Origin of the sequence: Hymenobacter ginkgonis, assembly GCF_009755225.1 — a bacterium.
Classification (GTDB): Bacteria; Bacteroidota; Bacteroidia; order Cytophagales; family Hymenobacteraceae; genus Hymenobacter; species Hymenobacter ginkgonis.
Genome location: NZ_WQKZ01000007.1, coordinates 1 through 21,043, shown reverse-complemented (window position 1 = coordinate 21,043; position 21,043 = coordinate 1). Strand labels below are relative to the sequence as shown.

Genomic DNA, 21,043 nt, shown 5'->3' with positions numbered 1-21,043 from the left:
ATCCTAGTTTCTGGCCAGCTTAGCTAAACGCAAGTGTCAATAGCTTCTCTGCCAATTCTTGGGCGGCCCGGGTGCAGGCACTTTCTATCTTCGAAAACAAGATTATAAGTTCCGTCAGAGCTTCCTGGCTGGCCCCATCGCCGACAGCAATCAAGCTGATTGCCTTGCCCTGAATAGCTTTGGCAATTTCCTCATATTCCGCGCTCATACCCATCGTGGCAAACGTGGGGATGAGCGAATGCGTGGCGCGTTTCAGCACCAGCCAATCTTTTTCGGCAATAGCTTGCTTCATCGTCTGCACCAACTGCGGAATCTCCTGTATATAGAGGCCAATCATTTCGGCCATGCGTGCTTCGCTTTTGGTTATCCGTTGCAGGTAGTCAAAGTTGACGCAGCTCAGGGCTTGGGGCTGGAAGTCTACCGCGGTCGGCGCAACAGTTTTATCGAAGTCGACCTGCTTCAGGTACTTGATAATTTTGCTGTAAAGCAGCTTGTCGTCAATGGGCTTGGAAATGTAATCATTCATGCCCACAGCCTTACACTTCTCTACGTCTACCGTCGTCACGTCGGCCGTTAGAGCAATGATGGGGAGCTTCAGATGTAACTCATTGCGGATGTATTCAGTAGCCTCAAACCCATTCATGACCGGCATTTGCAAGTCCATGAGCACGATGTCGTAGCGCGTAGTGCGCAGCTTTTCGAGCGCTATTTTCCCATTGCCGGCCACGTCCATCTCGAAGCCAAAGTCCTCCAGCAGCGTCTTCATCAGCAGCTGGTTCAGGGCAATGTCTTCCACCACCAGAATCTTGACATCCTTGAACCCGGTCTCTAACTCAATGGTCAGGCCCGTTTCGGCATCGGCTTTTTCGGTCGTTTTGCCAAAACTCAGGATGAAGCTAAACGTGGAGCCTACCCCCACCTTACTTTTTACATGGATGGTGCCGCCTTGGGGCTCCACCAAATTTTTCACAATGGCCAAGCCCAGGCCCGTGCCACCGTACAGGCGGCTGGTGCCGCTGGTGGCCTGCTGGAAGTCGTCGAAGACGGTGCCCAGCTTGGCTTCCTCAATGCCGATGCCCGTGTCAGTCACGGCAAACTCCAGGATGACTTTTTCCGGGTCTTGCACCAGCATCCGCACGCCGACAGTGATAGTACCCTCGCTCGTGAACTTGACGGCGTTGCTCACCAGGTTGAGAATGACTTGGTGCAGGCGCACGGGGTCCCCCAGCAGCACCTCCGGAATTTTGGCGTCGTACTCCATCACCAGCGCTAGGTTTTTTTCCTGAATCTTGGTTTCGAACAGGTGCACCATGGCTGACACCGAGGCGGCGAGCTTGAACGGGATTTGCTCAAACGTCATCTTGCCCGCGTCTACCTTGGCCAAGTCCAGAATGTCGTTGATGAGCACAATCAGCGTGTCGCCGCTGAGTTTGATGGCCGTTAGGTATTCCCGCTGCTTTTCGGTTAGCTCCGTCTTCAGTACCACCTTTGTAAAGCCGATGATGGCATTCATGGGCGTCCGAATTTCGTGGCTCATGTTGCTTAGGAACTGCTGCTTGGCTTTCACCGCGTTTTCGGCAATGCCGGTCGCGCTTTCCGCTTTGGCCTGAGCTTCTTCAGCTAGTACGGTGGCGCGCTCGGCCGCAAATTTGGCTTCAATCAGCTCCGTCGCGATGCGCTTCTGGTCGGTCACGTCGCGGGCCACAATTACTACCCCCAGCACCTTGCCTTCGTCGTTCTTATACACCGACCCGTTAAATAGCACATCCGTCAGCTTGCCGTCTTTGTGGCGCAGGGTGAGGGGCGAATCGGCCACGGTGCCCTTAGCAAATACTTCTTGGTACACCTCGCGCGCCATCTGCGGGTCGGTGAAGTAGACGAAGAAGTCCGACCCAATCAATTGCGCGCGGTCCATGCCCGTGATATTCACGGTGGCCTGGTTCATGTCCGTTATTTTCCCCTCCGGGCTGATGGTCACCAGCGGGTCGCGGCTGGCCTCAATCAGGCCCCGGGCATAGTTGGCGACGCGCAACTCAGCCGCCCGCTTCACTTTCTCGTCGTTTTGAAAGGCCAATTCCTTGTTGGCAAGGACCAACTCCGCGGCCCGTTTCTCCTTTTCGTCGTTCTGAAAGGCTAGCTCCGCATTCGCGATGATGAGTTCCTGCGCGCGTTTCTCCTTTTCGTCATTTTGAAACGCCAATTCCTTGTTGGCGATGCTCAGCTCGGCCGCTCGCTTTTCCTTCTCATCGTTTTGGAAAGCCAGTTCCTCATTAGCAATGCTCAGCTCGGCGGCCCGTTTTTCCTTTTCGTTATTCTGAAATGCCAACTCCGTGTTGGCCACACTTAATTCCTGGGCTCTTTTTTCTTTCTCGTCATTTTGAAAAGCTAACTCCGTGTTGGCCACACTAAGCTCCTGGGCGCGCTTTTCCTTCTCGTCATTTTGGAACGCTAATTCTTTGTTGGCAATGCTCAGTTCGGCCGCCCGTTTTTCCTTTTCGTCGTTTTGGAACGCTAGCTCTTGGTTGGCAATTCCGAGTTCTGCCGCTCTCTTTTCTTTCTCGTTGTTTTGAAAGGCTAATTCTTCGTTGGCGATGCTCAACTCCGCGGCGCGCTTCTCTTTCTCATCGTTCTGAAAGGCTAGCTCTTCATTCGCGACGCTTAATTCCTGGGCCCTTTTTTCTTTCTCATCGTTCTGAAACGCCAACTCCTCATTGGCAATGCTGAGCTCGTCGGCCCGCTTTTCCTTTTCGTTGTGCTGAAAAGCGAGTTCCTTGTTGGCGATACCCAGCTCGGTAGCCCAGTTCTTCTCGGCCACTTCCCGCGCCATGATCACGGCGCCTAGCACGACACCCTGATCGTCCTTGTTTACAGAGCCGTCGAACAACACCTCGATCAGGGTCCCATTAGTTTGGCGCAGCGTGAACAGCCGGTTGTTGACCGTGCCAGTGGCCACCACCTCCCGGTAAGCTTCCCAGACCTCTTCCGGCTGGGTAAAAAAGGCGAAAAAATCAGCTCCCATCAAAGCGTCACGTTCCCTACCTGTCAGGGTTACCGCTGCCTCATTGGTATCGGTGATGTTGCCTTGTAGGTTAATCGTAATTAACAAATCCTGGCTGGCTTCAATTAAACGCCGGTACTTCTTCTCACTTTCCTTCATAGGGTATAGATTCACCGGCCTAGCGGGCAAGCGATAACTGGTTTATAGCGCGCGTGCGGTTGCCTACTGACAAGCGCACAAGGCAACTCGATTGAATAAAGACTAGTTGCTATTGATTTAATCTTAAAATCAGTCTAAAATAATATTTACTATAGTTTGAATATCATGTAAGATAGGCATTTATGTCTTAGGAAAATTTATATTATGCCCAGCACAATTAACACGCTGCCTAATAGATAGGCTAATTAACTAACGGTTAGACACGGAAGCTTTCTACAATTCGCCCGCTCCGAAAGGTGCGCTATACTGATGCCTCCTCTCCTACCCCAGCTGAACAAGCTACTAGCCGCTTTTCAGTGGGTCAAGAAGTAGGGCCAGGAGGTGCTGATGCTGAGCTATACTTTCTGAGCCCCCTACTGACCCAAGTAGATTGCCAGCTTACCGCGGTCGTTCCACCTAGTAAGTCCAGTGAAACGACTGTAGCTGTTGCAGAACTCCAGTTAAGGCATTGCTGGGTGCCAAATCAGCCTAGAAAACGGGTGATCAGTCTGCTTCTCGCTCGCTTTTGCGTTAAATACTCGCCTTATTAGGCAAATTGGCGAGTTCTGCAACAGCCACGCTACTTTTTGGACAAGTTTTGGAATCAGCGCGATTTTTAACCTCCTAGCAGGCTATCGCCAAAGTGGTACTTTGGGCAGGATGAGGTTCCTAGTGGGGCTTTTACAAAGTTCGGCTCTTGCGCGCCGTTCGTACCCGAGTCTCTTCCACTCGTCGGGCCCTACCGCGGCCGACTCCCACCCGCTAGTGGGCAGCTGCCAGCAGTTCACGGACAGCAGAATTTAAAACTCGTTTCACAGGAACCCCTAAGTAGGGCAAAGTAGGTCCAACCAGGTCAAAATAGCCCCTTAGTGAGCATACGCTAGTTAGATGCCTAGCCCGATTGGCGCTCGCCGGTCCTTCGACGGCCCTGCTTGGCGCGTCTGGCCTGTGGCAGGGAACCTCCTTACCGGATCCGCAGGACCTACTTAGGGGGGCTACTTTGACCTGGTCGGGGCTGGTAGGTCAAACCAGCTACTACCAGCTGGTCGGAGCTACGACTTCGGGGTGGGACGAGCGGAACTCACTCCGCGACCGTAGGCCTAGCCCCACACGGTCCCACCGTTGCGGCTACCGCGGCGTGCGGCGCGCGGGAAACCCCCTCCACTTTTCATAAAAGCAATTATCGGACAATAAAGGAGGCAAACATAGCAAACCATTTTTTATAGTCCGCCGTTATCTTTGCCAAGCACAGTAAGCCGTTTAACAGCTTCCTTTTGCTCTTTTAACACTAATTCACGCCGGGTCCTGTCCCGCAAAGCATCTTTGTCCATGGCTACTTCCGCGCAGAAAGTTGACTGGAGCCGCGTCGTGCAGCAGATGGCGGCGGATAAAAAGCGCTTGGAAGCCGCTATTCGGGGCGACAAGAAAGCCTTGCATGAGTCGACCTTCCTCCACCCCCACGCCGTACCTACTCACTGAAACAGCGCAAGGCTACGCCTTCACAACGGACGTCGGCGACGCGTATTTGCTCTACTACTCCCCAGCAGTAGACTATTTTCCAGGCTTAGCAGTGGGCGAGTACGCAGCCATGTTTGGCTTTATGCGCTTGGTAGCCGAAGAGCTAGATACGGACGACACTACCTCAGAATACGACCCGCGCATTAAGGCAACTATTCTGCAGGAGTTGGCTCATTTTTTCCAGGATGAGCGGCGGGTTCTCACCTTCGTGTGTCAAGATGGTAAGCGGCAACGAGCAGCCTATCGGCATCGGCTATTTAGCCGCTGGTTCCGCGAGGTGAATGATGCACACTTGCTTCGGCATGTGGTGAGCGAAGCAAATGGGCTCTATGCGACCCTTATCTACCGTGACACTAATCCGTTCGCAGCTGAATTGCAACACCAGCTGCCGACGTTGGAAGATAAATTGAATCACATCATGGGCCAGAACCCTGAGTAGCATATCGACGGTAACGTTAGTGGGTAGAGAAGGGAGCAAGAACGCTCCCAAAACGCATGTTTAGGGGCGTTCTTGCAATATTTGGATTAGTCCACAAATCGTCTGGTTATCAACGCAACCCTTAGTAGATAATCGAGGTAGGAAACCACAGTTGAAACGCACTGCCCTCCCCAGCTATGGAGTGGACCTCAATGCTGCCCTGGTGCAACTGCATGATTTGCTTAGCCAAGCTCAATCCAATGCCGGAGCCGTTGGGGTGGGTAGTGAAAAAAGGAATAAAGATGCTGTCCAGCACGTCGGCAGGAATACCACTGCCATTGTCCTTCACCTCGATAATCACCCGCTCCTGTTCATCGGGCCAGGCCTGCAAGCTAATGTGGGGGTCGGGGATTTGCGCGAGTGCCTGTGCCGCATTGAGCACCAGATTGATGAGCACTTGCTCCAGCAGATGACCGTCGGCGTGCAGGGTGAGGTGGGCGGGCAGAACGCTAAGGGTGACCGCAATGCCTTGCGCGGCCAGTTGTTCCGCCAGCAGTTGCCGGATGGCCTGGAGCAATTCCTGCACGTAAAGCGTCGTGCGCTGCGGCGAGGCCAGGGTGCTAAAGTCCCGATACACCTGGGCGAAGCGCAGTAGCCCTTCGCTACGCTGCTGGATGATGCGAATGCCGGTGCCCACGTCGTCGAGCAGCTCGGTGGAAGCCTCTTGCTGCCGGGCATGCTGCACGTGGCGGCCCAGCGAATCCGCTAGCGAGGCAATGGGAGCAACCGAGTTCATGATTTCGTGCGTCATAACCCGTAGCAGTTGCTGCCAGGCGGCCGTTTCGGTGTCGGCCAGGGCTTGGCTCACGTTCTTGCAGGCCAAGAGGGTAAATGCTTCGCCGCGTAGCTTAAACTGGGTGGCCGACACGAGCAGCTGCACCGTTTGGGAACCCACTGTCAGCTTCACTACCACGGGCTGGCCGGGCACCGCCCGGCAGATAGCGTCGTAGAAAACCGGCTGGCGGGATTGCAGCGCCCGGATGTTTTTCAGGTACGGCAGGTGCAGCGTCTGCTTAAACGCCTCGTTCACCCAGGCCACGGTGCCCGCCGCGTCGTAGGACACGATGCCCGTATCGAGCAGCGCCAGAATAGTTTGCAGGTACTGAAACTGCCCTTCCTGCTCGGCGCGCAGCTCCCGAAACGTGGCGTTGACTTGGTTGAAGGCCTCGTGCAAGGGCCGCAGCGACTCCGGGCCGGACTGCGCCGGGTACTGCCGCGAAAAGTCGCGATACTGGAGGGCCAGGGTAAAGTCGGCCAGGGCCTGCTGGCCGCGCGTCAGGTAGCGGGCCAAGTCCAGGACCAACACTATCAGCAGCCCCAGCGCCCCCAGGGCTAGCCCGTAGGCGTGGTGCTGCGTGGCGTAGCCGCCCGCGGCCAGCGCGGTTACCAGCAGTACTAATCGTCCCAGCAGGCGAACATCCAGGCTGTTAAATATCATGCTTGTCGAGCCGACGGTAGAGGGCGGTGCGGGTGAGGCCCAGTTCCTTTGCCGCTTTGGTGAGGTTGCCCTGGTGGCGCTCAATGGCCTGCTGGATGGTATTCTTTTCTACTTCCAGCAACGGCAGCGGCTGCTCATCCACGGTCGCAGCTGGTGCTGCCGCCGCGGAAGCCACCGCAGATTCAGGGTTCCGAAACGAGAAATCGGCCGGAAGCAGCACGGGGCCAGCCCCTAGGATAACGGCCCGCTCCACGGCGTGTTGCAGTTCCCGCACGTTGCCGGGCCAGGGGTGCTCCCGAAGCTTGCGCAGGGCAGCGGCACTGAATTCCGGCACGGGTTGCCGGTTGCGGGCCGCGTACACCTGCGCGAAGTGCTGGGCCAGCAGCTGCACATCGTCGTCCCGTTCGCGCAGGGGCGGCAGCATGATTTCGACCGTGTTGAGGCGGTACATCAAGTCCTGGCGGAAAGCACCGCGGGCTACCAGGGCGTGCAACGGAGCGTTGGTGGCCGACAACAGCCGGATATCCACCGGTACGGGGGTATTGCTTCCCACGGGTACCACCTGGCGGTTTTGCAGGGCCGTGAGCAGCTTGGCTTGCTGCGGCAGGGCGATGTTGCCAATCTCATCCAGAAATAAGGTTCCGCCGGTGGCCGCCTCAAACCGGCCCACGCGGCTGGCCTGGGCATCCGTGAACGCGCCCTTTATGTGCCCAAACAGCTCACTTTCAAACAACCCTTCGCTGAGCGCGGCTACGTCGGCGGCCACAAAGGGCCGGGCGGCGCGGCGCGACTGCTCATGCAGGGACTTGGCGACCAGTTCCTTACCCGTGCCGTTCTCGCCGAGCAGCAGCACGTTGGCTTCGGTCGGGGCTACCTTTTCAATTATGGTGCGCACTTCCTGCATGGCGGCCGACTCCCCTAGCAGGGCAGTAGTGGCGGCCGGCTCTGCTGGCTTTTTCGGGCTACCCCCGCTTTTGCTGCCGGGTTTAGGTTGGAGGGCGGCGGCCAGCGTTTGCAGCAACTGGTCGTTGTGCCAGGGCTTAAGCAGGAAGTCGGTAGCGCCGGCTTTGAGGGCGCGCACCGCCGTGCGCACATCGCCATAGGCCGTTATTAGGATAACGGCCGTGGTAGGGTTGTACTCCAGGATACGGCCCAGCCAGTAGAAGCCCTCGTTGCCCGTCGCCTGGCCACTGCGGTAGTTCATGTCGAGCAGCACGGCATCGAAGGGCTGCTGGCGGAGTAGGGAGAGCAGTAGTTCCGGGTTGCGCTCCGTCACAACTTCCCGCACCTCGCTTTTGAGCAGCAGCTTGAGCGCGAATAGTACATCGGGCTCGTCGTCTACCACTAGAATGCGGGCGTGCTTAGGAATCATGAAAAAGGATGGGTAAAACGTAAAAGTCGGGGTTATCTGGCACCCGTACCAACCCATGCCACATAAACCGTGCAGACCTCTGAAAACACTGGATTTCAGCTGGCCAGGTCGTTTTCTGTCCGTCAATAGATTCAGACTGTATCAGAACCGAACGGTCAACTGTATCATAACCGGACGCTCGGCAACCGCTGGCTACCAAGTTTCCAAATCAGATTATTGAATAGCAATGCTTTGTGAGTAAGGCACTGTTCTTGGCACCTCCGGCTACTAGCTTTTTGCGGCTAGTGCCTGCGCCGAACCAAATGGATGTCCTGATACCGAAGAGAAAGTGGTCGTTTGTTACCCGCTGGTGGTGGCTGGGGGCGCTGCTGCTGGCGGGCACGGGAGTGGCCGGCTTCTACTGGCCTAAGCCAGGCCAGCGGCTGCACGTGGCGACCAACCGGCTGACCATTAGCCCCGTCACGCGGGGCAACTTTCAGGAATTCACGGCCATTGACGGGGTCGTGCAGCCCCTGCACACCGTGTACCTGGACGCGGCCGAGGCCGGCACCGTGCAGCAGGTACTAGTGGAGGAAGGCACGACTCTAACAGCGGGCCAGCCGTTGCTGCGGCTAGCCAATCCCGACTTGCAGTTGGAAATGGTGAACCGTGAAACGGCCGTGTACGACCTGATGAACAACCTGCGCAACACCCGCAACCAGCTGCTGCAAAACCGCATCTTACGCCAAAACCAGCTAGCCGACATCGACTTCCAGCTGGCCGAGGCCCGGCGGGTGTTTGACACCAACCAGGTGCTCTACGACCAGAAGGTGATTGCGCGGCAGGACTACTTGCAGAGCCAGAACGCCTACCGCTACCAACTGCGTCGGCGACAGCTGACGCAGCAGACCCTACGCCAAGACTCAATAGCCATGCAGCAGCAGTTAGGTACCATGCAGGAATCGGTGCAGCGTATGACCAGCAACCTGGCCCTGATGCGGCGCAAGATGGACGACCTGCTGCTGCGGGCCCCGGTGGGTGGGCGACTCAGCTCGCTGGCCGCGGAAGTGGGCGAGGCCAAAACGCGGGGTCAGCGCATAGGGCAGATTGACGCGCTGGCGGGCGTGAAACTACACGCCGCGGTAGACGAGTTTTATATTGCCCGCATCGCGGCCGGTCAAGTAGGCGAAGTGGTGGTGGAGGGCCGGGCGTATGCCTTGCGCGTGACCAAAATTTTCGCTCAAGTGGCCAAAGGTCTGCAAATCGACCTGGCCTTTACCGGTACCCCACCACCGGGCCTGCGGCGGGGCCAGACCTTGCCCATCCGGCTGGCGCTGAGTGCGAAGGCCCCGGCGGTGCTGCTGCCCAAAGGCGGCTTCTACCAGCAAACCGTAGGCAACTGGGCCTTCAAGCTGGGGGCCGACGGCACCCGGGCCCAGCGGGTGGCTATCCGGCTAGGGCGGCAGAACCCCGATTATTATGAAGTGCTGGCCGGCCTGCGGCCCGGCGACCAGGTCGTGACCTCCAGCTACGAAGGCTATGCCGACCAGCAGGAACTGGTGCTGGATAATTCTCTTTAGGTTGTCATGCAGAGCGCAGCGAAGCATCTCGCGTGCCATCGTTGCATTCGTCAGCACGCGAGATGCTTCGCTGCGCTCTGCATGACAATCGTTTTTGCTTACTGCTTATCCATTTTATGTCCCTGCACGTGATTAAGACCGAAAACCTGGAGAAGGTGTACCGCACCGAAGAGGTGCAAACCAAGGCGCTGAACCACGTCTCGCTGAGCGTGGAGAAAGGAGAGTTTGTAGCCATCATGGGCCCCTCGGGCTGCGGTAAATCAACGCTGCTTAACCTGCTGGGCCTGCTCGACGAGCCCGACGGCGGCAGCCTGCAACTGCTGGGCACCGAGACCAGCCGCTACTCCGAGCGCCAGCGGGCCGAGCTGCGCAAGCGCAGCCTGGGCTTCGTGTTCCAGAGTTTCAACCTGATTGACGAGCTGACGGTGTTTGAAAACGTGGAGCTGCCCCTGCGCTACCTAGGCGTGGGGGCCAGCGAGCGGCGGCAGCGGGTGGAACAGGTGCTGGAGAAAATGCAGCTGCTACACCGGCGCAACCACTTTCCGCTGCAACTCTCGGGCGGCCAGCAGCAGCGCGTGGCTGTGGCCCGCGCCGTGGTGAACGCCCCGCCGCTGCTGCTGGCCGACGAGCCCACCGGCAACCTCGACTCGGCCAGCGGCCACGACGTGCTGGGGCTGCTGACCGAACTAAACGAGGCGGGCACCACCGTGCTCATGGTCACGCACTCCGAGCACGACGCCCGGTACGCCCGGCGCGTCGTCCGCCTGCTCGATGGGCAGGTGGTGCTGGAACACAGCCGCAGCCAATTCTAACCGACTCCTCCTCCTTCGGCCATGCTTCCCTACCCCCTGCTGCTACTCTATCGCATCTTTAAGCGGTTCAAAAGCACGTTCTTCATCAACCTGATTGGCCTCTCGACCGGCCTGGCCTGCGCGCTGCTCATCTACTTGTGGATAAGCGACGAGCGCAGCTTCGACCGCTACCATGCCCTGGACGGCCGGCTTTACCAAGTGATGGAAAACCGCCGCACGGCCGCCGGCATTGAAACCCAAGGCGGCACCATGCCGCTGCTGGCCGAGGCCTTACGGCAGGAAATGCCGGAGATTGAATTGGTGGCCACCACCACGCCGGTACCCTTCTTCCCCGGGTTCACGCTGGTGGCGGGCGGCCAGCACCTCACCGCCGTCCCCAAGTACGCGGACCCAGCCTTCTTCCAGCTGTTTTCCTACCCCCTGCTGGTGGGCACCCCCGCCACGGTACTGCGGGATAAAAACGGGATTGTGCTCTCTGAGGCCTTGGCAACCAAGCTCTTTCAGTCGCCGCAGAACAGCCTGGGCAAAGCCGTGGAATGGCAAATGGCCGACCTAAAGCAGACCTGCCTGGTAGCCGGGGTGTTTGCCGGGGTGCCCCGCAACTCGTCTGAGCAATTTGACTGCGTGCTGCCGTTTGCCTCGTTCAAGGACCTGATGCACATGAACGAGACCATCAAGTGGGATGACGAAGGCCCCTTCAACACCTACTTAGCCTTGAAGGAGGGAGCCGACCCGGCGCAGTTTCAGGCCAAGCTGGCGGGCTTGCTGAAAACCAAAAGCGCGCAGGCCCAGGCCCAGGGGCGCACGCTGTTTGTGCGGCCGTTCTCGGCGGCGTATTTGCACGGCACCTACGAAAACGGCGTTGCCACCGGGGGGCGCATTACCTACGTGCGGCTGTTCGCCCTGATTGCCGGGCTCATTCTGGTGATTGCCAGCATCAATTTCATGAATCTATTCACCGCCAAGGCTTCGAGGCGGGTCAAGGAAGTGGGCATTCGCAAGGCCCTGGGGGCGAGCCGCGCCGCGCTGGTGGGGCAGTACCTGACGGAATCCGTAGTGATGGCCTTGTTGGCCCTGGTCGTGGCCGTGGGCCTGGTGCAGCTCGTGCTCCCGCAGTTCAGCGCGCTGACGGGCAAGCCGCTGGCCTTGCGCTGGGAGTGGCCGCTGGTAGCAGCCAGCCTGGCCCTGGCGCTGGGTACGGGGCTGCTGGCGGGCAGCTATCCCGCGTTCTACCTATCGGGGTTCCAGCCGGCGGCCGTGCTGAAAGGCAAGTTGCCGACCAAGGCCGGCGACGTGTGGACGCGGCAGGGCTTAGTCGTGCTGCAATTCACGCTCTCGGTGCTATTCATCGTGGCCGTGGTGGTCGTCAACGCGCAGCTGGCGTTTGTGCAGCGCCAACCGCTGGGCTACGACAAAGCCCACGTGCTCCGCTTCGATACGGGCGGCAAGGCGGCGCGCCAGCAGGCGGCGTTTCTGAGCGAGGTGAGGAAGTTGCCCGGCGTCGTGCAGGCGTCTAGCGTCTTGGGCGGCTTCCTGGGGGGGCGTCACGTGGAGGAGATGAGCTGGCGGGGAAAGCGTCTGCCAGTAGGGACGATGCTGGTCAACTATGACCTGGTGGAAACGATGGGCCTGGACCTGGTAGCCGGCCGCAGCTTTGCGCCGCAGTTCCGGGCCGACAGCGCCGCCATCCTCGTCAACCAAACCCTGGTGGCCGGCCTGGGCATGCCGGACCCCGTGGGCCAACAGCTCGACGGGCGCCGCATCGTGGGCGTGGTCCGCGACTTCCACTATGAGTCGCTGCACGAAAAAATCAAGCCCCTGCTCCTCCAGCTCGACCCCTCGATAAATACGGTGCTCGTGAAGCTCCAACCGGGCGCGGAGCAGGCCACAATTGCGCAGCTTCGGCAGCTGTACGCCGCTTACAACCCCGGCTTTACGCTTGACTACGCGTTTCTGGATGCCGACTACCAGGCCCAGTACGTAGCCGAGCGGCGGGTGGCGGTGCTCGCCCGCTACTTTGCCGGGCTGGCCATCCTCATTTCTGCCCTGGGCCTGCTGGGGCTAGCGGCCTTTACCGCCGAGCGGCGGCGCAAGGAAATCGGCATCCGCAAGGCCCTGGGCGCAAGCGAGCTGGGCATTGTGTGGCAGTTGACCAGCAGCCTGACCTGGCTGGTTGTCGTGGCCATCGTCCTGGCGCTGCCCCTGAGCTACCTGCTGATGCAGCGGTGGTTGGAAGGCTTTGCCTACCGTGTGGCGTGGCAGTGGTGGTACTTCGCGGCGGCCGGCATGGGGGCCCTGCTCATTGCCTGGCTCACCGTAAGCGTGCAGGCCTGGCGGGCCGCCCGCCGCAACCCGGTGCTGAGCCTGCGGGCCGAGTGATAGGAGGATAGGTTGTCTGCTCTGAATTGTTCAAAGCAATGAGTTACCCTTATGAATTGGTAAATGTCGTTCAACAAATTCGCCTACCAGTATTTTCTGTTCCTACTCTTTGCTACCCTAAAAAAGTGCTATCCCATGTTTAGCAGTTAGGGAACCTCAAACCGGCACTTTTCCCTGCCTCGGCTCAGAAGCCAGATTATGTGAAGTGACTTTTGTAAGGAAAGACACAGCGCATAGATCACCCAAGGCTTCGTCCGTGACCGAGGCTAAGCATGCGCACTGGCCTCTGCCATCTCCGGTAGCGTCAACTTACGCGGAGCCGGCTGAGAAGGCGCGGCGCGCACGGCCGACGAAGCCGCTTGGCCAGCAGATGACAGGCCCCGGGCGCGGGCGCGCAATAAAAATTAAGTAGCTGATAGATAAGTCGCTACTGGCATTGCCTGCTCTTTGTCTAGGCCCCTTTTGTAGGAAAGCCACCTTTTTAGGGCGACTATTGACCTTCGAAATAAGTCCACCTCATCCGGCGCCGGGCGCGGGGGCTACGCCACAACCCAGGCCGAGTAACGCCCTTCCCTCCTCCTAGCTGATGCGCTATCGTTACTTCTTTGCCCCGCTGGGCATCCTCGCGCTGCTGGCCTTCCTGGTCCTGACTCCGCGCGCTGCCCGCGCTCAAACGGCCCTTCCCGTCTCGAGCTACACGCTGCTGGCTATCGGCGGCACATATACCGAGCTGGCCACGACGCCCGTCACCCGCTCGCTGGGCTCGGCTGACGACGGGGCTTACAATGGCCTGCCGCTAAATTTCACCTTCGTATTTCGAGGCCAGAGCTACACCTCGGTCTCGGCCAGCACCAACGGCTGGCTCACCTTTGGGCAGGACATTGCCAACCCGGGCTTCGCTAACAACCTCGCTACCGGCGGCAACGGCCTGCGCCCGCTGGTGGCCCCGCTCTGGGCCGACCTGAGCCTGGCCCTGGGCAACTTTTACTACGCCACCACCGGCACGCCCCCTTATCGCGTCTTCACCGCCGAGTGGCGCCAGGTCAAGTGGAGCTTTAACGCGCCGACGCCCGTCATCTCGTTTCAGGTGCAGCTGTTTGAAACCACTAACCGGGTGCAGCTGGTGTACCGGCAGGAAACCGGGGCGGTCAACACTGTAGCGGGGGCGGGAGCATCCATCGGCTTGGCGGGGCCCGACGGCGACTTCCTCTCGCTGAACAGCACCGGCCCGGCCCCTGCGGCCAGCTACAGCACCTCCACCAACGACCTTGTCGCCAAGCCGGCCACTGGGCAAACCTACGCGTTCAACCCGCCTGCGCGCTCGAACCTCGCCTTTGCGGCCCGCCTGCAGGAGTCGGACGCGGGCACCTACCAGGAGGTGGCGGGCGCGCCCGCCACCCGCTCGGCGGGTTTTGCCGACGACGGCCTCTACAACGGCCTGCCACTGGGCTTTCCCTTCGTACTGCGGGGGCAGGCCTACACCACGGTGTCGGCCAGCACCAACGGCTGGCTCACCTTCGGCCAGAACATCGCCAGCACCGGCACTGGCATCACAGACAACCTGTCCTCGACCATTGGCGCCCCGCGCCCGCTGCTGGCCCCACTCTGGGATGACCTAGATCTGACCGGCGGCGGCTTCTACTACGCCACCACGGGCACGGCCCCCAACCGCGTCTTCACCGCCGAGTGGCGCAACGCCCGGTGGGAATACAACGCGGCGGCGGCGGCCATCTCCTTCCAGGTCCGGCTGTTTGAGAGCTCCGGCCGCATCTGGTTTGTGTACCGCCCCGAGGCCGGCAGCGTGCGCAATGGCAGCGCCAGCATCGGCCTGAGCGACACCGATGGCTACTTCCTCTCCCTCAACGGCACCGGCCCGGCCCCCACAGCTAGCAGCACTACCGCCACCGACAACCTGAACACCAAGCCCGCCCTCAACCAAATCTACGCCTTTGCCCCCGAGGGCACCCCTAGCGGCCCGCTACCGGTGGAGCTAACGGCCTTCACGGCCACCGTAGCCGGCCCAGCCGCCGTGCGCCTGGCCTGGAGCACTGCTTCGGAAAAGGATAGCCACGCATTTGGCGTGGAGCGCAGCCTAGACGGGCGCACGTTTGCCGTCCTTAGCATGGTAGCGGCGGCCGGCAGCAGTAACACTACCCGCCGCTACCAGTGGGTAGATGCCCAGCTGCCGGCCAGTGCAGCCCTGCTCTACTACCGCCTGCAACAGGTAGATACGGACGGCACGGTTAGCTACTCGCCCGTGCGCGCCGTGGCCCGGAGCAGCCCGTCCGCGCTGGTCTTGTTCCCGAACCCCACCCGCTGGATGGCCACGCTCACCGGCGCCCCCCCCCCCGGTCGGCAGTACACGTCTATGATACCCTGGGCCACCAGGTGCTAGCCGTCACGACCGACGCGGCGGGCACGGCCACGCTGGGGCTGCCCGCGGGCTACGTCCCCGGGTTGTACCTGGTGCGGGTAGGCACCCAGGCCCTGCGGCTTACGGTCGAGTAAAGCGCGCGCCTAGCAGCTACCGCTAGTTTCAGTCCGGTGCGCCGCGCGGGTTTGGGCCACGGCCACTTGTTCTGAGCCGGACCCCTTCCGCTAGCCAGCCTTCCCTGCCTGTCGCGACCTGCTGCCGGCCGGAGGGAGGCTGGACGAGCCGGACAGAACGCCAGGTTATTCTTACTGGGTCTTTTTAGTAGACTGAGGTGGCAAGGGCCTCGACACTTACCGTCCAGCGCTGGTCGCCAGCTGGACAGTACGCCAGCAACGACCAGTCGTCGCCCTAGACTGTAGTAGCTGCTTGTTGCTCGGTAGCTAGCCTGTTTGAAACGCGTGCAGCCATACGCTCGAAATAGCCCAGGCGGCCCCAAAAGGCGCCTAATCCCTGGCGCAACAGAATGGTCTACCAAGTTGCCCATGGTAACTTCCAAAGTTCCCAAGTCCTGGCGGGTCCGAAAGGCGCACCTTTCGGGGCCTACCGCTATCAATTAGGGACTAAGCGTGCAGTTGCTAAGCCTGGGAGCAACACGATGCATACACTGTTGCCCCTTGAGAATAGCTAACTGAAGTAATTCGACGATCTACATAGTAAGGCTGCTATCACTTACCGGCAGAAGAAAGGAATTAACTGCCTCTTTTATTCTTTCCTTTGCTTATACAAAACCTTGATTTACCGCTAACTAATTGTTTAGCCTTTTGTACATGGGTACTTCCGTAAAGTGGCTCGCTTTGCTATGGTTAGTCGTCTGTGCACTGGGAAGTCTGCCCGCCTACGGCCAAGCAGAATTTACTACGTGGTATTTTGGGCAACAAGCCGGCCTAGCCTTCTCCGCAACTAGCGTGCACGCGTTAACGGATGGGGCCCTGGTTTCAGGGGAGGGATGTGCCAGCATCTCGGATGCGCAGGGCCAACTGCTTTTCTACACTAATGGCCTCACCGTTTGGAATCGTTTGCACCAGGTAATGACCAACGGCCAAGGGCTTGGCGGCTTTGAGGACCCAACCCGCTCCGAAACGCTGCCCAACTCGGCCACTCAAGGGGTAACAATCGTGCCCAAGCCGGGGCCCGGCCAGCAGTACTATATTTTCACGGTAGATGCAGTCGAAAACGGGTTGCAACGCGGCCTGCAGTATTCCGTGGTTGATATGGCCCAGCAAGGGGGCCTAGGGGAAGTGGTGACGAAAGCTATCCGGGTACCCGTGCCGCTGGGCGATGGCCGCCTGACCGAAAAACTGGTGGCCGTGCGCCACGCTAACCAGCAAGACTTCTGGCTTCTAGTGCACGGCTGGAATAGTAATGTCTTTCTTGCTTACTTGCTGACGGCCGGCGGGCTCCGCCTCGCGCCCGTGCAGTCGGCAGCAGGAACCCCGCACCAAGGGGGGGGCAATGTGCGGCACGATTACAACGCGGTGGGGTACATGAAGGTCGCGCCAACGGGCCAAAAGCTGGCGGTTGCCCAGTTCAATGGGCCGCTCGAAGTATTTGATTTCAACTATGGCACCGGCGTGGTGTCGGGCCCGCGTCGACTTCCTGATGTAAGCCGCGCGCTCGCCCAGCAGTATTACGGGGTAGAATTTTCGCCCAATAGCCAGTTCTTATACGTGAGTTCCGACCCGGTCCTCTACCAGTATAACCTACTCACCGCAGAAGTCGTCACCATCGCTACTAGTTCCCTCGCCACCTTCGGCGCGCTTCAATTAGGCCCAGACCAAAAAATATACGGCGCGCTGTATGCCCAAGGCACTAATTCGTACGGAGTCTGTGTAATTGGCTCGCCGAATACGCTCGGGCCAGGGTGCCAATTCCAATTCAACGCCGTGGCGGGCTTTACGCCCGACCACCACAGTCTGCTAGGGCTACCTAATGGGCTCGTGCGCCCGCCCGTACCCAGCCAGGTACTCGTTAACTTCGGACTCTTGCGTTCAGCGCTCTGCCTGGGAGAAGCTGCTGTATTCACCGCCTCTCTTTACCCAACCCTACCCGGGGCCACAGTTACGTGGGACTTTGGCGAACCAGCGGCGGGTACCGCCAACTCGGCCAGCGGCCCAATGGTTACCCATCAGTACGCGGCGGTCGGCACCTATCCCGTGACGATGACCGTACGGGAAGCGAGCGGCGCCACGTATACCTACAGCCAACACGTTGCGATTCAGCCGGCTACCCAGGCCCACGTAGTCATGGAGCCGGCACCACCCTGTAGCGAAGGTCCCGTCGTGCTGCGGGTAACGCCAATCCAACCGATTGGCACGACCTTTCGCTGGCAAGACGGCTCAACCGCTGCACAGTATGTAGCCACCCACAATGGGCGCTACGCGGTGGAAGTAACCGCCCCCGAGCGCTGCCCTTCGCGCGACTCCGTCACCGTAACTTCGCTGGCTCCCCAGATTTTGCTTGAACCCAACCAAACGATTTGTACGGGCCAACAAGTGCGCTTGACCCCCACGGCTCAACCCCCTGGCACCACCTACCAGTGGCAGGATGGCAGTACTAGCCCCACCTTTACGGCTACCGCGCCCGGTACGTACACCGTGACGGTAACCTCCGGGACGGGCTGCGCGAGCCAGGCGCAAGTGCAAGTGCACTTTGGCGAGGATTGTCCCTTTCTACTCCCTAATGTGATTACCCCCAACGGGGATGCGCAGAATGAAACGTTCCAATTAGTCGGTCTGGAACCTAAGGTGTGGGATTTACAGGTATTCAACCGGTGGGGGCGGCTCGTGTACGAGCAGCGGCAGTATGACGGGCAATGGGCGGCCTCCGGCCTTGCCCAGGGCCAGTACTACTACCTATTAGTCCAGCCCACGTCGGGGCGGCGCCTGAAGGGCTGGGTAGAAGTAATTCGTTAACCGTAGGCAGTGAGGTGTAATCTCCAAGACTGATTGTCTTAGGGTACATTGCTAAACACCCCCTTTATTGTGGTCTTGAGGTTGCCAAACTGGTCCATAGTAGTACCGGCAAACGAGCCGTTCCATGTGGCGCTCGACCGGGCTAAGGTGCCCTGCAGATTGAGCCCCCACGTAAGGTTGTTGGCCGAGTCGATGAAGCGGATGGCCACGATGCCATACTCAACTTCCGGCCGGCCGGCTCCCTTAATAAAGGCCACTTGCACATATTCTTTAGCTGAGGCTCGCGCCGAATCGCCCGCCTCGATAGTGAGCAAGTCAAAGGAGCGAGTTGGCAACGAGGCAGGCTGGTAGCTTACTCTAGCCTCTTGGGTGAGCGCTTGACCATTAACCTGATACTGAATAGTGTTCTTCGTAGTGGTGAGTACGGGCACGGGAGCATTCTCTTTCTCCTTACTACAGCCGATAACCAGCACGCAAGTGCCTAGTAAAAGTGATAGCAGTTTGTTCATAGCAAGGACACTACGCAAAATAGCGGTCGTATAAGTGGGGAAACAGAAAAGCTCCCTAGGCCGCGTCTAATAATGGCCTCGCTTAAAAGGGGGTACAGCGAGCAAGCGAGTAGTTGCTAAATATAGTAACTACCAGTCAAGTGCACTAGCCCTCTTTACTGACTGAGCAAGCATATCACAGAAGTTAACCGCTCAGTTGACAACTGAGTATAGCCGACTGTGACGTTTTATAATTGTTGGCTTAAGAAACGTTATAAGCTCCACTATAATATTTAGCAGCTTTTTTGACTAGTAACTACCTTTTTGGTAGTGAAGTAGACTGATTAATACGCTACCCAGATGGGGTGACGACGTGGTAGTTTGGCGCCACAGGTTGGGCAAGGAGACAATGGAAAAGTCATTGCTTTCTGAATCAACGGTAACACCAAGTCCCAGGGGAGCCCTATGTAGTTATCTTCTACTAAAGGGTCCGCTGTCCAACCTGACCAATTACAAACTATACACTGAAGTTCTTCTAAAAATACGCGCTGCTTGTAATCAGCAACGCCTAAAAAAACCTTGGTGAAAAAGTGGCAACCATCTAAATCAAGGATAGTTAGACTAAGCTCGGCATACTGCGCCACTACCGGCAGGCAACGTTGCACTGACCACAGAAAAGTGGCGGATGTTTGCCGGCCATTCAACTCGCCACCTCGAAGAATTTCGGCCCATTCAGCATCGCTCGGGATAAGGAGTTGTTGGCCATTGACGAGCACTTGAATCATAACAGTTTGACTAAGTGCGTTTTACGCGAAAATATATCCTGGCTAAGCCTAGTGGCACTTTAACAGTGATTACTCCTCCAGTTACGTCAATACATGTTATAAGCTCATCACGTAGCTTTCAGAAATTTTCCGTAGCCTGTACCGTGTATCCCATTGGACAACTTGCCTTTACAGCGTAGAAAATGGGTCCCCCATTGTAAGGCAGACCTAAGAGGTCAAGGGTGATGCTCAAAGAAGCTGGACCTACTGCGGAACTCCACCATTCCCACTGCCTAGCACACATCGTAGCGACCCAGGACTCATACTCCCACTGGCCAGGGGTGGCCATAATCTGCGTCAAGGAGAATTGCTTCATGCTCGTTACGAACCAAGTAGGCAAGTAGAGCTCCCACTGCACGGCCGCATCTTCGTCCCATAACTCGTCCGGTAGTGATAGCACGCCTTGCATAATCGTAACCAGCTTGGCTAAACAGGCCGCTGGGTCTGACACGTGTTGAATCTCAATGAATACGGCTGAAGAGGGAGCTGCTTCTCCCTGAATGTAGGCTACTAAGCGCTGTTGTTCTGTCATAAATAGAATTTTAGGTAAGGTAGCGGTCAACTCCTTCCCGCTTTGGTTCCTTGGAAAAGCCACTTAATGTAATGTGGCATCCCGGACACACCTTGGAATCGTGACGGTTTTGGCCTTCCTCTGGGACGCGGCCGGCGTAGTACTTTGCCGGACTATTAAGGCAGAAAATGTCGGCTACACTTGATTTAGAACCTTGGGGTCTGTCCCAAACAGACCTCCATTCGCTTTCCCAACTCGCGTCTGTTCGGGTTCACTTAGCCTATCCCGGTTATCAATCCGTTGTCCAACTTGCGCCACGCGAGCGGATTAGGCAAATAGATGCTCAGTACCGACAAGCCTATCAGCGCTTAGTGGCGCTGTTACCAGGAGGGACTTCTTTCACCCGTCTGGGCTCTCGCAATCGGCCGGCTGGTTTAGCCGCCAGCCTCCCACTAGCTCAGCTTCCACTCCTTGTGCAACAGCCTTTCGTGAGGGGGGTAACTATTGAGGCCATTGAAGGACTGACCTGCCAAGAAACAGCACCAGAACCCTCTTTTTGGTGCATTCAAGCCCGCTTCGCTATCCAGATTGAGAACAAGACGAACGGGATGCAGAAGTATGAGGATAGGCTTTTAGTGATTAGGGCGCCGACCGAAGAAGAGGCAAAACAGAAACTGTTGCCCAGCTTTGAAGCGTATGCGGAACCCTATTTGAATTCAGCTGGCTTACTCGTACGGTGGCAATTCGAGGTCTTTACAGATAGCTACTACCTTGATATTCAAGAAGTAGATGCTTTTTTAGGTGGGCAAGGAGTGGAAGTATTCTCAACCCTGAACAATCGACGCTTACGTACAGGAATGAATTGGCAACCAAATAGTTGAGCTTTTTTACATACTGCAAACGACGGCTTATAACTGGTAAAAAAAACAGGCGGCTAGCTCCACCAGGCCTGCCTTTCGGCGGTAGCCTGCCCGCCGTTATGGGGCCAGCCAGGGGCGCGCTTTTACGGGTTGCCGCGATGGCGGGGAACAGCGCGCCTCGGATTCGCGCAGCGAATCCGAGTGGGTCGCCAAGTTGGTACCAACTTGGGCGAGTGGGTCGCCAAGTTGGTACCAACTTGGG

The 21,043-nt window shown here is 58.3% G+C and carries 13 protein-coding genes; 8 read left to right on the top strand and 5 right to left on the bottom strand.

What is annotated here, in order from left to right; translation table 11 throughout:
• Nucleotides 1–19: 19 nt before the first annotated feature.
• Nucleotides 20–3,157, bottom strand: a complete 3,138-nt coding sequence (locus GO988_RS20820; RefSeq protein ID WP_157569244.1) for a PAS domain S-box protein — start codon at nt 3,155–3,157, stop codon at nt 20–22.
• A gap of 1,368 nt (nt 3,158–4,525) precedes the next feature.
• On the opposite strand from GO988_RS20820, the gene GO988_RS20810 reads away from it, so the two are divergent.
• Both GO988_RS20810 and GO988_RS20805 read left to right on the top strand, forming a co-directional pair.
• Nucleotides 4,526–4,675 (top strand): hypothetical protein, encoded by a 150-nt coding sequence (locus GO988_RS20810; RefSeq protein WP_157569242.1) that lies wholly within the window; start codon nt 4,526–4,528, stop codon nt 4,673–4,675.
• Entirely contained in the window at nt 4,632–5,153 is a 522-nt protein-coding gene (locus GO988_RS20805; RefSeq protein WP_198172962.1) for a DUF6169 family protein, read from the top strand. The genes GO988_RS20810 and GO988_RS20805 overlap by 44 nt, the downstream gene beginning before the upstream one ends.
• Nucleotides 5,154–5,274: 121 nt before the next feature.
• On the opposite strand, the gene GO988_RS20800 is transcribed toward GO988_RS20805, so the two are convergent.
• Together GO988_RS20800 and GO988_RS20795 are read right to left on the bottom strand one after the other, a co-directional pair.
• Entirely contained in the window at nt 5,275–6,630 is a 1,356-nt protein-coding gene (locus tag GO988_RS20800) for a sensor histidine kinase (RefSeq protein ID WP_157569239.1), read from the bottom strand.
• Complete coding sequence (locus GO988_RS20795) at nt 6,620–8,002, bottom strand: sigma-54-dependent transcriptional regulator (protein WP_157569237.1); 1,383 nt, start codon at nt 8,000–8,002, stop codon at nt 6,620–6,622. The genes GO988_RS20800 and GO988_RS20795 overlap by 11 nt, the downstream gene beginning before the upstream one ends.
• A gap of 302 nt (nt 8,003–8,304) precedes the next feature.
• Here GO988_RS20795 and GO988_RS20790 point away from each other — a divergent pair, with 302 nt between their 5' ends.
• From GO988_RS20790 to GO988_RS20770, 5 genes are all read left to right on the top strand, one after another.
• Nucleotides 8,305–9,561 (top strand): efflux RND transporter periplasmic adaptor subunit, encoded by a 1,257-nt coding sequence (locus GO988_RS20790; protein ID WP_157569235.1) that lies wholly within the window; start codon nt 8,305–8,307, stop codon nt 9,559–9,561.
• Between the two features lie 116 nt (nt 9,562–9,677).
• Complete coding sequence (locus GO988_RS20785) at nt 9,678–10,373, top strand: ABC transporter ATP-binding protein (protein ID WP_157569233.1); 696 nt, start codon at nt 9,678–9,680, stop codon at nt 10,371–10,373.
• 21 nt (nt 10,374–10,394) lie between these two features.
• Nucleotides 10,395–12,752: an ABC transporter permease gene (locus tag GO988_RS20780; RefSeq protein ID WP_157569231.1), complete on the top strand. Its 2,358-nt coding sequence runs from the start codon at nt 10,395–10,397 to the stop codon at nt 12,750–12,752.
• A gap of 586 nt (nt 12,753–13,338) precedes the next feature.
• Nucleotides 13,339–15,147: a hypothetical protein gene (locus GO988_RS20775; RefSeq protein ID WP_157569229.1), complete on the top strand. Its 1,809-nt coding sequence runs from the start codon at nt 13,339–13,341 to the stop codon at nt 15,145–15,147.
• A gap of 806 nt (nt 15,148–15,953) precedes the next feature.
• Nucleotides 15,954–18,098 carry a T9SS type B sorting domain-containing protein gene (locus GO988_RS20770; RefSeq protein WP_157569227.1) on the top strand — a complete coding sequence of 715 codons (2,145 nt, stop codon included), beginning with the start codon at nt 15,954–15,956 and terminating at the stop codon, nt 18,096–18,098.
• Between the two features lie 38 nt (nt 18,099–18,136).
• Here the strand turns inward: GO988_RS20770 and GO988_RS20765 are convergent, their stop codons facing one another.
• Entirely contained in the window at nt 18,137–18,607 is a 471-nt protein-coding gene (locus GO988_RS20765) for a hypothetical protein (protein ID WP_157569225.1), read from the bottom strand.
• Nucleotides 18,608–18,930: 323 nt separating this feature from the next.
• Nucleotides 18,931–19,371: a hypothetical protein gene (locus GO988_RS20760; protein WP_157569223.1), complete on the bottom strand. Its 441-nt coding sequence runs from the start codon at nt 19,369–19,371 to the stop codon at nt 18,931–18,933.
• A 1,023-nt stretch (nt 19,372–20,394) separates the two neighbouring features.
• Here GO988_RS20760 and GO988_RS24675 point away from each other — a divergent pair.
• Nucleotides 20,395–20,802, top strand: a complete 408-nt coding sequence (locus tag GO988_RS24675; RefSeq protein WP_198172959.1) for a DUF4288 domain-containing protein — start codon at nt 20,395–20,397, stop codon at nt 20,800–20,802.
• Nucleotides 20,803–21,043: the final 241 nt, after the last annotated feature.

What these genes read in the sequence shown, in the direction of transcription:
- GO988_RS20820 (WP_157569244.1), bottom strand. Translation starts at nt 3,157, where the DNA reads ATGAAGGAAAGTGAGAAGAAGTACCGGCGTTTAATTGAAGCCAGCCAG.
- GO988_RS20810 (WP_157569242.1), top strand. Translation starts at nt 4,526, where the DNA reads ATGGCTACTTCCGCGCAGAAAGTTGACTGGAGCCGCGTCGTGCAGCAG.
- GO988_RS20805 (WP_198172962.1), top strand. Translation starts at nt 4,632, where the DNA reads ATGAGTCGACCTTCCTCCACCCCCACGCCGTACCTACTCACTGAAACA.
- GO988_RS20800 (WP_157569239.1), bottom strand. Translation starts at nt 6,630, where the DNA reads ATGATATTTAACAGCCTGGATGTTCGCCTGCTGGGACGATTAGTACTG.
- GO988_RS20795 (WP_157569237.1), bottom strand. Translation starts at nt 8,002, where the DNA reads ATGATTCCTAAGCACGCCCGCATTCTAGTGGTAGACGACGAGCCCGAT.
- GO988_RS20790 (WP_157569235.1), top strand. Translation starts at nt 8,305, where the DNA reads ATGGATGTCCTGATACCGAAGAGAAAGTGGTCGTTTGTTACCCGCTGG.
- GO988_RS20785 (WP_157569233.1), top strand. Translation starts at nt 9,678, where the DNA reads ATGTCCCTGCACGTGATTAAGACCGAAAACCTGGAGAAGGTGTACCGC.
- GO988_RS20780 (WP_157569231.1), top strand. Translation starts at nt 10,395, where the DNA reads ATGCTTCCCTACCCCCTGCTGCTACTCTATCGCATCTTTAAGCGGTTC.
- GO988_RS20775 (WP_157569229.1), top strand. Translation starts at nt 13,339, where the DNA reads ATGCGCTATCGTTACTTCTTTGCCCCGCTGGGCATCCTCGCGCTGCTG.
- GO988_RS20770 (WP_157569227.1), top strand. Translation starts at nt 15,954, where the DNA reads ATGGGTACTTCCGTAAAGTGGCTCGCTTTGCTATGGTTAGTCGTCTGT.
- GO988_RS20765 (WP_157569225.1), bottom strand. Translation starts at nt 18,607, where the DNA reads ATGAACAAACTGCTATCACTTTTACTAGGCACTTGCGTGCTGGTTATC.
- GO988_RS20760 (WP_157569223.1), bottom strand. Translation starts at nt 19,371, where the DNA reads ATGATTCAAGTGCTCGTCAATGGCCAACAACTCCTTATCCCGAGCGAT.